Here is a 12,358-nt window from a genome sequence, read left to right as displayed (position 1 = left end):
GGTCCTTGGCGGAGAGGCGGCGGTGAGGTGTAATTGGATGGAATTTGTTATCATCTCCGGCCTGTCCGGAGCGGGAAAGAGCAAAGCCGCCTCTTTTATGGAGGATATGGATTTCTTCTGTGTGGATAATCTGCCCGCCCCCCTGATCCCCAAGTTCGCAGAACTCGGTATGGCTGGCTCCGGGGAGTATGACCGGGTGGTTCTGGTCACCGACATCCGGGGCGGCACCAACTTTGATAGCCTGTTCCAGGCCCTAACTGACCTGAAGGCCATGAAGTGCGCTTACCGGATCCTCTTTATGGATGCCTCGGACGAAACTATTATCAAGCGGTATAAGGAGAGCCGCCGCAGCCACCCTCTGGCCGAGGAGTGCGACAGTCTGGAGCAGGCCATCTCTCTGGAGCGGCAGATGCTGGAGCCCCTGCGCCGGCGGGCGGAATATATAATCGACACCACTAATCTGTCCCCCGCCAAGCTGAAGGGAGAGCTGCGCCGCATTTTTGCTAAGGGCAGTTCCACAGAGGGGCGGATGGACATTCGGGTGTCCTCCTTCGGATTCAAGCACGGGGTGCCTATGGAGGCCGATCTGGTCCTGGATGTCCGCTTCCTGCCCAACCCCTACTATGTAGCTGACCTGCGTCCCCTTACCGGACTGGACCAGGGGGTGCGGGACTATGTGTTTCACGGCGGCCAGGCAGAGGAGTTTTTGGAGCGGCTGTGGGCCCTGGTGGGCTGGCTCCTTCCCCGGTATGAGGAGGAGGGCAAGACGGCTCTAGTCATCGCCGTGGGCTGCACCGGCGGGCACCACCGGTCCGTGGCCATCGCCCATGCTCTAGCCGAGCGGATCAGAGGGCAGGGCTGGCCTGTGGCGGAGAGCCACCGGGACTTGGGAAGAAACTGATGGCAGGGGCCGTGGCCTGGATACGGGACACGGAGCAGGTCTGTCCTTTCAGGGAAAGGAGCGGTTATGAGCGATACGTTGCCCAGCCTCCAGCAGTGGGAGCGGGGGCCCAAGATCGTCGCTGTGGGCGGCGGTACGGGCCTTTCCACCATGCTGCGCGGCTTAAAAAAATATACCAAGAATCTGACCGCCATCGTCACTGTGGCGGATGACGGGGGAGGCTCTGGAATGCTTCGCCGGGATATTGGAATGCCGCCCCCGGGTGATATCCGCCACTGTATGGAGGCCCTGGCCAACACGGAGCCCATCATGGAGAAGCTGCTGACCTACCGCTTTACTGAGGGCTCCCTCTCCGGACAGTCCTTTGGCAACCTGATTCTGGCGGCCCTGAATGGGGTGACCGGCTCCTTTGAGGAGGCGGTCAGCCAGATGAGCCAGGTGCTGGCGATCACGGGCCGAGTCATCCCGGTTACCAGTGCGGACGTGCAGCTGGAGGCCATCTTTGAAAACGGGGCCCGTGTGGTGGGAGAGTCCAAGATATACCATTTTAAAAAAGAGCAGGACTGCCGGATCTCTCGGGTGGCGCTGATCCCAGAGCGGCCCGCCCCTCTGCCCGCCGCTCTGGAGGCCATCCGTGACGCGGATCTGATCCTGCTGGGCCCGGGGAGCCTGTATACCAGTGTGATCCCCAATCTGCTGGTGGACGGGGTGGCCAAAGCCATCGCCCAGTCGGACGCGCCAAAGATCTATGTGTGCAACATCATGACTCAGGATGGAGAGACAGAGGGGTATACCGCCGCTGACCACCTGGAAGCCCTGTTGGTCCACGGGGAGCCGGGGCTGCTGGACCTGTGTCTGGCCAACAGTGCGCCAGTTCATCCTGGGCTAGTGGAGAAATACCGGGTGGAGGACGCGGCGCCTCTAACGGTGGACCGGGAGCGCGTCGCCGCGATGGGGCTGGAGCTGGAGGAGCGGCCTCTGGCCTCCGACAAGGGCGATTTTGCCCGCCATGACCCGGATAAGCTGGCGGCCGCCCTGTTGGAGATCTACCGTCAGCGGGCGGTGCGCATCTTCCGGGGAGAGAGGCGCTACATATTGGAGGAATGACCATGTCCTTTTCCGGAGATGTAAAGACTGAGCTATGCCGGATCCCACTCAACCGGCGGTGTTGTGCCCAGGCGGAGGCCTACGGTGTGCTGCTCTACTGCAATACCTTCAGTGCCCGGGAGATCCGGGTGATGACAGAGAGCGAAGCCTTTGCCAAGCGGCTGCCTCCACTGCTGAAAAAGGCGTTTCGTATCACCTTTGACCGCCTGCCAGACGGGGAGGGGAAGTATATCTTCTCCATCATGGACCGGGATAAGCTGGCGGCTGTCCATCAGACCTTCGGCAGCGACTTGGGCGCGCTGGCCCTCCATTTGAATTTTGCTGTACTGGAGGAGAGCTGCTGCCGGACCTCCTTTCTGCGGGGAGCCTTCCTGGCGGGCGGATCGGTGACCGACCCCAGAAAGGGCTACCACCTGGAGCTGGCTACCACGCACCAGAGCGTCAGCCGGGAGCTGGAGGCCTTGATGCGGGAAATGGAGCTGGAGCCCAAAGCGGCCCAGCGGAAGGGAAATTCTGTCATTTACTTTAAGCAGAGTGACCGGATCGAGGATTTTCTTACCTCCATCGGTGCCCCTGTGTCCGCTATGGAAGTGATGAACGCCAAGCTGGAGAAGGACATCCGGGGCAGCGTGAACCGAAGGGTAAACTGTGATGCCGCCAATCTGGATAAGGCGGTGGAGGCGGCCATGGTCCAGTTGGAGGCCATACGGCGCCTGGAGGAGCGGGGCCGGCTGGCCCTTCTGCCGGACAAGCTGAAGGAGACCGCCGCCCTTCGACTAGCCCATCCAGAGGACACCCTGTCCCAGCTGGCGGAGCGGTGTGATCCACCGATCACCAAGTCAGCACTGAACCACCGCCTGCGGAAGCTGGTAGAGTTGGGGAGAGAGGAAGGATAGATGAACGGGCGTATGCAGGGAAGGCGCAAAATGGTTAGCCGGGTCGCATTCCCTGGGAGTCCCAAAGCACAAACTGACAGATTTTGAGCTGCCCCGCTGTTCTCTGGTTCAATATGGAAATATAGGACCCATGGACAGGGGAAGCGGAGAGAAGCAAAAAGCAGTTAAGAAAAAAGCGGTAAGAGGGACAGGCCCTAGCCAATCAAAAGCGCGCCTATGACAAGGAGAGATACGATGACAGTTTGTACATTTCGGACCGCGGTCCCAGGGGATGAGGAGTTGATCCTGTCCTTTATCCGGGCTCTGGCGGATTATGAGCATATGTCCGACCAGGTGGTGGCCACACCGGAGCTGCTGCGGGAATGGATTTTTGAGAAACAGAAGGCGGAGGTCATCTTCGCTGCGGCCGGTGGGAGAGAGGTGGGCTTTGCTCTGTTCTTCCACAACTTCTCCACCTTTTTGGGCCGGGCGGGCATCTATCTAGAGGACCTGTTCGTTTTGCCTGAGGAGCGTGGAAAGGGCTACGGGGAGGCCCTGCTAAAGAGACTTGCCCGTATCACGGTGGAACGTGGGTGCGGGCGGCTGGAATGGGCCTGCCTGGACTGGAACACCCCTTCTATTAACTTTTATATCCAAAAGATGTGCGCCACTCCCATGGATGAGTGGACTACTTACCGCCTCACGGGGGAGAGGCTAAAGCAGGCGGCGGAGTGAACCGCACTCTAGAAATCAAATTTTAGAGCGAGAAATGAAGAAGTGGTGGGGCAGTTTGTCCCAGGGAGGAGAAAAGGCTATGTCCTTTGTCCATTTACATCTGCATACGGAGTTTTCCTTACTGGACGGAGCCTGCCGGATCAAAAAGCTGGTGGAGCGGGTCAAGGAGCTGGGGCAGGATGCGGTGGCCATCACTGACCACGGCTGTATGTATGGAGTCATTGATTTTTACCGGGCCTGCAAGGCCGAGGGGATCAAACCCATCATCGGCTGCGAGGTCTATGTGGCGCCACGGGGCCGCACCCGCTTCCAAAAGGTCCATGAGTTTGACGCGGATTCCCGCCACCTGGTGCTCCTCTGCCGGAACGAGGAGGGCTATCGAAACCTGTCCTATATGGTGTCTCAGGCCTATCTAGAGGGATTTTACATTAAGCCCCGCATCGACATGGACTTACTGCGGGAGCACGCTGGCGGCCTGATCGCCTGCTCCGCCTGCCTGGGCGGAGAACTGCCCAAGCTGCTGCTGGCGGGGGAGTATGAGCAGGCTAAGGCGGTGGCACTGGAGATGCGGGAGCTGTTTGGAGAGGACGGCTACTACCTGGAGCTCCAGGACCACGGCATTGCGGCCCAGAAGCAGGTGAATGCCGCGCTGGTCCGCATCCATGAGGAAACAGGCATCCCCCTTATCGCCACCAACGACGCCCACTATCTCCGCCAGGAGGATGCGGAGACACAGGACGTTCTGATGTGCATTCAAATGGGCAAGACTGTGGACGACCCCAATCGTATGAAGTTTGAAACCGACCAGTTCTATGTCAAGTCAGAGGATGAGATGGCCGCACTGTTCCCCAACTATCCTGAGGCGCTGGAGAACACTGCCAAAATTGCCAAACTGTGTGATGTGGAATTTGAGTTTGGAAAATATCACCTGCCCCACTTTCAGCTCCCAGAGGGCTGGACAGACGGGGAGGCGTACTTTGAAAAGCTGTGTATGGATGGCTTTGCACGCCGCTATCCGGACCAGCCTGAGGAATATCGGAAGCAGCTGCGATACGAGATGGATATGATCCGTAAGATGGGCTTTGTGGATTATTTCCTTATTGTGTCCGACTTTATCGCGTTTGCCAAGGGAAACCACATCCCTGTGGGACCGGGGCGCGGGTCGGCTGCCGGCTCCATGGTGTCTTACTGCCTGAATATCACAGACCTGGACCCCATGCAGTACTCCCTGTATTTTGAGCGATTTCTCAACCCAGAGCGGGTATCCATGCCCGATATTGATATTGACTTCTGTATCCGCCGCCGGCAAGAGGTCATTGATTATGTAAACAAAAAATATGGCGCCGACCATGTGGCCCAGATCGTCACCTTTGGTACCATGGCGGCCAGGGGATCTGTCCGGGACGTGGGGCGGGTTCTTGGAATGCCTTACGGAGATGTGGATGCGGTGGCCAAGCTTATCCCCAGTGGTCCTGGAGCGCTGCACATCACGCTGGAGGAGTCTTTGAAGCTGTCTAAACAGCTGAGAGAGCTGTATGACGGGGATGAGAGCATCAAAAAGCTCATCGATACCGCCATGGCCATCGAAGGGATGCCGCGGAATACTTCCACCCATGCTGCGGGTGTGGTTATCACCAGCCAGCCGGTCTGCGACTATGTGCCCCTAGCGACCAACGACGGCCTGCCTGTTACCCAGTATGTGATGACCACTCTGGAGGAGCTGGGACTGCTGAAAATGGACTTCCTGGGACTGCGTAACCTGACGATTCTGGATGACGCGGTCAAAATGGTCCGAAGCAAGGAAAAGAACTTTACACTAGAAAGCATCCCCTTGAACGACCCGGCTACCATGTCTATGCTGTCAGAGGGGAAGACCTCCGGTGTGTTCCAAATGGAGTCTGCGGGAATGACCGGGGTGTGCCTCGGCCTCAAGCCACAGAATATCGAGGATATCACCGCCATCATCGCCCTCTACCGCCCTGGCCCCATGGATTCCATTCCACGCTTTATTGCCAGCAAAAACAATCCGGACAAGATTACCTATAAGCACCCGGCCCTGGAGCCCATCCTGTCCAATACCTATGGATGTATCGTTTACCAGGAGCAGGTCATTCAGATCTTCCAACAGCTGGCAGGCTACTCCCTGGGACAGGCCGACATGGTGCGCCGCGCCATGTCTAAAAAGAAAATGAAGGATATTCAGCGGGAGCGGGCTGCCTTTATCCACGGGGACCCGGAGCGGAATATTGTCGGCTGTGAGCACAACGGAGTACCCGCCGCTATTGCCGAGTCTATCTACGATGAAATCAACGATTTTGCCAACTACGCCTTCAACAAGGCCCACGCTGTGTGTTACGCCGTGGTGGCCTATCAGACCGCCTGGTTCAAGTGCCACCACCCCAAGGAGTACATGGCCGCTCTGCTCACCTCGGTGCTGGATTCCACCGAGAAGGTGGCGGAGTATATCTCAGAGTGCCGGGATATGGATATCCCTCTGCTTCCCCCTGATGTGAACGAGTCCCAGGCCGATTTCACTGTGGTAGAGGGAGGAATCCGCTTTGGCCTGGTGGCCCTGAAGGGGGTAGGGCGAAACGTTGTAAACGCCATGTTGTCAGAACGTGAAAAGGGTGGACTCTTTACAGACTTTATGGACTTCTGCGATCGGATGTTTGACCAGGATCTAAACCGGAGAGTGGTGGAGAGTCTCATCAAATCCGGAGCCTTTGACCGCATGGGCTACCGTAGGTCCCAACTGATGCAGGTATACGGCCAAGTGCTGGACGGGATTGCCGCGGCTCGGAAGCGGAACGTGGAGGGGCAGCTGGATCTCTTTGGGCTCGGCGGAGTGGAGGAGAGCGCCCCCCTTCCCGCGCTGGTCCTGCCGGAGCTGGCGGAGTACAGCGCTCAGGAGCTGATGACCATGGAGAAGGAAATCACCGGGCTGTATCTGTCCGGGCACCCCATGGATCAGTACCGGGAGATGGCCAGGCGGAAGGGGGCGGTGAGCATCGGCTCTATCCTGCTGGACTTTCAGCGGGAGGATGGACCTAAGGAGTACCGGGACAACCAGAGGGTATCAGTGGCCGGTATTATTTCCACTTACCGTACCAGAACCACCCGGAATAACACCTTGATGGCTTATGTCAACCTGGAGGATGATACTGCCTCGATGGAGCTTTTGTGCTTTGCCAAAGTGCTGGAGAACAGTGGCAGCCATATCAGGGAAAACTCGGCGATCCTGGCTACGGGCCGGATTTCTGTCCGGGACGAGAAGGAGCCACAGCTCATGGTAGATGAGATCCGCCCCCTGGGAGACCTAAATGGGGAGATGACAGGGGAGGAGGAAAAGACGCTCTACCTCCGCCTGCCCGCCAGAGAGGACCCTCGCCTGCGTAAGGTCCGGCTGGCCCTCTCTTTTTTCCCCGGAGAGAGCCGGGTGGTGCTTTATTTTGAGGACTGCAAAAAGCGTGTGGGCTCCTACTGCCAAATCCATCCAGCCCTGGTGGCTGACCTGACGGAACGGCTGGGGGCGGAGAACGTGGTGGTGCAGTGACGGCCAAGCCGCTTAACCAGGGGTTGACAGCCCGCCAGAAAGAGGATATAATAGCCCCGTAATCCGGTAGGTAAGGCTACCGTGGGGATATGGGTCGCTGCCGCAAAGGGATGGAGACATCCTTCGTTGGTTTGAACAGGTCCTGTCGAACAGAAGGCAGGATTTAACGCGACTTCACCGCCCCGCGATGCTAAAGCTTGGACGGTGGCATGATAGGGTATGTGCAGAGCACGCTTGCCGCCGCCGCGGCTTGCGTGCTCTTTTCTATCCGGAGCGATTTTGAAGCAAAGAGAGGTGAACATCTCATGGACAGCGGCAGTCGAGGTCCCGGCGGACAAACTCAATATGGTACGCGGCGTCCTGGGATGGGCGCCGAGACAGCCGGCTGAGTTTGCCGGACCTCCTGTCACGAAACGGTAAAAAACCGAACTCGACGACAAGGAGGAAGCTGTTATGAAGAACATCAATATGATCCCTGCCATCCCTGGGACTGTGGGGGCTATCATGTCCCGTCAGCCCCTGGAGCTCTCTCCGCGGATGCGTGCCCGGGAGGCGCTGGCCCGCCTGCGCCAGGTGGGTGTGCCCCAGGATTTTATGAGCAGCTGCTATGTGGTGGATGAGGAGGGGCGCCTGTTGGGTGCTCTTACCCTCTACGAACTGGTGGCGGCGCCCGACTGCGCCCGTTTGGATCAGGCCATGTCCGCCCCTAGGGCTGTCCTTACTCCGGAGTATGACCAGGAGGAGGCTGTGCGTCTGATGGAGGCGGCGGACTGCGTGGAACTGCCCGTGGTGGATGACGAGGGAAAGCTTGTTGGGACAGTCACCGCGGAGGACGCCATGGAGGTACTGCGGGACGAGGCCACTGAGGATATGGAGCGGATGGCCGCCATCCTTCCTTCCGAGCGGCCCTATCTAAAAACCAGCGTGTGGGAGATCTACAAAAAGCGTGTGCTGTGGCTCCTGCTGCTGATGGTATCGGCGGCCTTTACCGGGGCCATTATTACCCATTATGAGACTGCCCTGGCCGCCCAGGTGGTACTTACTGCCTTTATCCCCATGCTGATGGATACGGGAGGGAACTGCGGCAGCCAGTCCTCCGTCACCATCATCCGGGGGCTCTCCCTGGGGGAGATAGGATATGGGGACTGGTGGAAGGTGGCCTGGAAGGAGATACAGGTCGGAGTGCTGTGTGGGATTACCCTGGCCGCTGTCAATCTGCTGCGACTGACTGTTTTGGACCACCTGGATCTGATAGTGGCCATAGTAGTCAGCCTGACTTTGGTAGTGACGGTGATTGTATCAAAGCTGCTGGGCTGTTTCCTGCCTATTCTGGCCAGCCGTGCCCATCTGGACCCTGCTGTGATGGCCAGCCCCTTGATCACCACCATCGCGGATGGGATATCCCTGATGGTATACTTTCGTATCGCCGTCCTGCTTCTTAGAATATGACGCGGAATACCCGGCGGAGAGAGGAGAAAAGCTGGAGGAAAGGCTGTGCCTTTCCTCCAGCTTCTTTCGATTAGCGGGCAAGATTTCGGCGGTGGGACCTTGTCGGAATCAGCGGGTTATATGAGTTAGGGCGTGGCCGCGGCTGAGTACGGCGTAGACTGCGGCCGCGGCGGCCAGCCCAAAGAGCCCCTGAATGATATTCCCCGGCACGGAGGCCGCGGCGGCCAGCCCCTTGCCCAGCCACAGGCAGGCGTAGCCGAAATAGCCGGCCACCATGATGATCTCAGCCGCAAAGCCGCTCACAGCCTGGGAGAGGAGTACATTTGGAGCGCGGCGCCGTTGGAGAGCCTGAAACAGCAGGGCGGCCACTACGGCCATCGCCAGCTTGATAGCGAAGGTTCCAGGAGCATAATGAGCGTAGCCGGAGAGAAGGTCCGCCAGCATGGAACCTACGCCGGCGGCGGCCCCGCCGTAGAGTGGGCCCAGAACCCAGGCGGAGAGAAGAACGGCACAGTCTCCCAGGTTGACATAGCCCTGCATGGGGGAGGGAACCTGGATGACCAGGGTCATGATGGTACACAGCGCGGCAAAGAGGGCGGCTAATACCAGCTTACGGATCTTGGTATCTGACATGGTGATCGCTCCTTTAAAAGTGGTGGGGAAATTTTTGCTTGCTTTTTCAACTGAGTTGTATTTTAATCATATCTGATATGATTAAAAGGACCAAACTATAACTTTTTTATAGGACCAGATTGGGGGCTGTTTATGCTGACCTATGATTTGGAAAAGCGAGGGAGCCTGGCCAGGTACGACTATCTGTATCGCTGCATCAAGGAGGACATCCTGTCCGGCCGCTTGAAAGCGGGGGAAAAGCTGCCCTCCAAGCGGACCCTGGCCACCCATTTGAATACCGCAGTGGTAACGGTGGAGAACGCCTATGCCCAGTTGGAGGCGGAGGGGTACCTGAACGCCAGGGAAAAGCGGGGGTATTTTGTCAACCCGGTGGAGACAGGACCAGTTAGGGAGAATCCGGCAGAGGCCAGGGAAAAGAACAGGGAACAGCGGGAGTGGCGGCTGGACCTGCGGGGGACCGGAAGCGGGACAGAGGGCTTCCCTTTTTCTGTCTGGGCCCGTCTGATGCGAAGAATACTTACGGAGCGGGGAGCCGAGCTGCTTCAGGCGACGCCCCACAACGGTGTCTATCCTCTGCGGCAGGCAATCGCCCGACATCTCTACCAGTTCCGGGGCATTTCCGCCGCACCGGAGCAGATCGTGGTGGGGGCGGGGACGGAGTACCTGTATAATTTGATTGTGCAGCTTTTGGGCCGGGACCTGCTGTACGGGGTAGAGGACCCTGGCTACTCCAAGGCGGCCAGAATATACGGCCTGAACGGGGCGGGATGCATCCCCCTTCCGATGGACAGCCGGGGGGTGCGCCCTCAGGAGGTAGAGGAGAGGGGGGTGCAGATCCTCCATATATCGCCCAACCACCAGTTCCCCACAGGGACAGTGACCCCCATCCTGCGCCGGCAGGCGCTTCTGCGATGGGCGGAGGAGCAAAGGGGATATATCATCGAGGACGACTACGACAGTGAGTTTCGCTTTACAGGGCGCCCTATACCAGCGATGAAGAGCATAGACGCTGCAGGACGGGTCATCTATATGAATACCTTTTCCAGGTCACTGGCCCCCTCGCTGCGTGTCAGCTATATGGTGCTGCCGCCCTCTCTGATGGAGGAATATCCACGTCGGCTAGGCTTCTACTCCTGTACAGTTCCGGCGATGGAGCAGTATACCCTGGCAAGCTTTCTGGAGGAGGGCTATTTTGAGTCCCATGTGAACCGGATGCGTGTCTTTTACCGAAATCGCCGGGACGAGGTGCTGGCAGCCATCGGCCAAAGTCCTCTGTCCGGCCGCTGCCGTGTGCTTGGAGAGGAGGCCGGACTCCATTTTTTGCTGGAGCTGGAGACGGAAAGGGAGGACAGTTGGTTGTCGAGGGAGATGGAGGCGCGCGGAGTAAGGCTCTCCTTTCTCACGGACTACCAGCAGCGGCCGGGGGCGGCCCCCCTCCACACTCTGGTAGTCAATTATCCGGGAACAGCGCCCGCACGGCTGGCTCCTGCCCTGGCGCTTCTGGCTGGCCTGCTGGATTGACAGAGAGACAGCTCTGTATTAGAATGCAGGGGCAGAGATAAAAACACAAGGCGGTTGGTAGTCCGTCCGCGGGTCCGCGCTCCCGTAAGTAGCCTTCCCTCCCGGGTCGTCCCTTCTCTGACGTGTCATGTTAGGGAGGAAACTGAATATGGTTCCAAGTATGAGCAGTTTTATAGTGCTGTTCCAGTCCCCTTTTTGGGTGGGTATTGCCCAGCGATGGGGGGAGGAGGGCTATCAGGCGGCCAAAATCACCTTTGGCGCCCAGCCCACTGACACTCAGATCTATCAATGGGTGTTGAAGGAGTGGCACAGGCTGGTGTTCAGTAAGCTGTCGGAAGAGGAGCGCCCTACCCTGGAGCAGAAACAAAAGCGCCTTCAGCGGGAAGCGAGAAAGTCTACCCAGATCAGAGGGATAGGGACCAAGGCCCAGGCGGCTCTCGCGCTTCAGCGGGAGGATCGAGGGCTGGCCCGAAGGGAAAAGAAGCATCTGGAGCGTCAGGAGGAGGACAGGCGGAAATTCCTTCTCCGGCAGCAAAAAAAGCGCGAAAAAAAGCGGGGCAGATAATTCTGCCCCGCTTTTTGAATGTTGCAAATGTAATTCTAGAAGGAAAGCGGCTGGTCAGACCGCTTCAGTGGAGCGTAAGCAGGGGAGGTCAGGCTTCGCTCTCGGCCGGGGCGGATTTTTTGCTCCAACCTTCGCCGTGGATGACGTGGCGGGAAACGGTCTTGTAGACTAGGAAGGTAACGGTGGAATTGATGGTACCTACCAGCAGGTTAAAGGGAAGAATCCCAGGGAGGAGCAGGGAATCAACTACCTCCACAGGCTGGCCCATGAAGAGGGGGGTAATAAAGTGATTGGCGGGCAGCATAACTAATCCCCGTGCCAGCGTAGCTAAGAACAACCCAAGAACCGCGCCAGATTTAGTATGCCGAATACGGTAAACAGAACAAACCACCATCACCATGGTAGAGGTAGCGATAATATGCATGATAATGCCATAAAACAGCCCGCCGGTAGCGGCACTTACGGTAAGCCCTTGGACCACACTGACAACCACAGTGAGCAGGACGCCAGCTAAAGGACCATAGGCCAGGGCACCGATGAAAATGGGGATATCAGCAGGATCGTACTCTAAAAAGGGGACTAGAGGGATCAGCGGAATACGGATAAAGTATACCAGCACCACCGATACTCCGGCCAATAGGGCCAATACCACCAATTTCCGGGTCTGCTCTCGATTAGACATAAAAAACACTCCTTTATTGTTTTGGTACCCCTGAAAAGCCAAAATGCCTTCCAGGTGTTAAAACAATCAAGGAGGTGCGCGAACACGCGCAAAAACACACGTGTCATTGTTCAACACACATCTTCTTCCATCCGGACTGTGACCGTTGGTCCCGGAGTTCCACCGGGTCAGCGAATGTGCTGCCACATTCGGTCGCGGACTTTACCGCCAGTGGGGAGTTTCACCCCGCCCTGAAGACATTGGATTCAGTTGTCCATGGAGTATTATATGCCAGGGGAAGAAAAAATGCAAGAGAAAATTTCAAAAATCATAGCCACCGGCACTGCCGGTGACTATG

Annotated in this window: 10 protein-coding genes and 2 riboswitches; of the genes, 8 read left to right on the top strand and 2 right to left on the bottom strand. The window is 57.9% G+C overall.

Translation table 11 applies throughout. From position 1 onward, the window contains the following. The first annotated feature begins 37 nt into the window (after positions 1–37). From rapZ to mgtE, 6 genes are all read left to right on the top strand, one after another. Complete coding sequence (gene rapZ, locus OCV64_RS08845) at positions 38–901, top strand: RNase adapter RapZ (RefSeq protein WP_147572179.1); 864 nt, start codon at positions 38–40, stop codon at positions 899–901. Positions 902–967: 66 nt separating this feature from the next. Beyond that, positions 968–2,008 (top strand): gluconeogenesis factor YvcK family protein, encoded by a 1,041-nt coding sequence (locus OCV64_RS08840; RefSeq protein ID WP_186852104.1) that lies wholly within the window; start codon positions 968–970, stop codon positions 2,006–2,008. Positions 2,009–2,010: 2 nt separating this feature from the next. Further along, the gene (gene whiA, locus OCV64_RS08835) at positions 2,011–2,904 is read left to right on the top strand and encodes a DNA-binding protein WhiA (RefSeq protein ID WP_186852105.1); all 894 of its coding nucleotides are present in this window, start codon (positions 2,011–2,013) and stop codon (positions 2,902–2,904) included. A 234-nt stretch (positions 2,905–3,138) separates the two neighbouring features. Beyond that, positions 3,139–3,618: a GNAT family N-acetyltransferase gene (locus tag OCV64_RS08830; RefSeq protein WP_186852106.1), complete on the top strand. Its 480-nt coding sequence runs from the start codon at positions 3,139–3,141 to the stop codon at positions 3,616–3,618. 79 nt (positions 3,619–3,697) lie between these two features. Then, the gene (locus tag OCV64_RS08825) at positions 3,698–7,171 is read left to right on the top strand and encodes a DNA polymerase III subunit alpha (protein WP_262669829.1); all 3,474 of its coding nucleotides are present in this window, start codon (positions 3,698–3,700) and stop codon (positions 7,169–7,171) included. Positions 7,172–7,226: 55 nt separating this feature from the next. Beyond that, a riboswitch (M-box (ykoK) riboswitch) is annotated at positions 7,227–7,388 on the top strand. 236 nt (positions 7,389–7,624) lie between these two features. Continuing rightward, complete coding sequence (gene mgtE, locus OCV64_RS08820) at positions 7,625–8,620, top strand: magnesium transporter (RefSeq protein WP_147572184.1); 996 nt, start codon at positions 7,625–7,627, stop codon at positions 8,618–8,620. A 108-nt stretch (positions 8,621–8,728) separates the two neighbouring features. Here the strand turns inward: mgtE and OCV64_RS08815 are convergent, their stop codons facing one another. Next, entirely contained in the window at positions 8,729–9,253 is a 525-nt protein-coding gene (locus OCV64_RS08815; RefSeq protein ID WP_262669828.1) for an ECF transporter S component, read from the bottom strand. A 132-nt stretch (positions 9,254–9,385) separates the two neighbouring features. Between OCV64_RS08815 and pdxR the strand changes: the two genes are divergently transcribed. Both pdxR and OCV64_RS08805 read left to right on the top strand, forming a co-directional pair. After that, the gene (pdxR, locus tag OCV64_RS08810; RefSeq protein WP_147572186.1) at positions 9,386–10,774 is read left to right on the top strand and encodes a MocR-like pyridoxine biosynthesis transcription factor PdxR; all 1,389 of its coding nucleotides are present in this window, start codon (positions 9,386–9,388) and stop codon (positions 10,772–10,774) included. A 148-nt stretch (positions 10,775–10,922) separates the two neighbouring features. Continuing rightward, positions 10,923–11,339 (top strand): YjdF family protein, encoded by a 417-nt coding sequence (locus tag OCV64_RS08805; RefSeq protein WP_262669827.1) that lies wholly within the window; start codon positions 10,923–10,925, stop codon positions 11,337–11,339. An 88-nt stretch (positions 11,340–11,427) separates the two neighbouring features. Here OCV64_RS08805 and OCV64_RS08800 read toward each other — a convergent pair whose 3' ends face one another. Continuing rightward, positions 11,428–12,021, bottom strand: a complete 594-nt coding sequence (locus OCV64_RS08800; protein ID WP_147572188.1) for an ECF transporter S component — start codon at positions 12,019–12,021, stop codon at positions 11,428–11,430. 115 nt (positions 12,022–12,136) lie between these two features. Then, positions 12,137–12,263, bottom strand: a riboswitch (FMN riboswitch). Between the last annotated feature and the right edge of the window lie 95 nt (positions 12,264–12,358).

The organism is Muriventricola aceti, assembly GCF_025567565.1.
In the GTDB taxonomy this organism is placed as follows: Bacteria; Bacillota; Clostridia; order Oscillospirales; family Oscillospiraceae; genus Lawsonibacter; species Lawsonibacter aceti.
The sequence above is the reverse complement of the archived record's forward strand: the minus strand, read 5'-3'. Positions and strand labels throughout refer to the sequence as shown.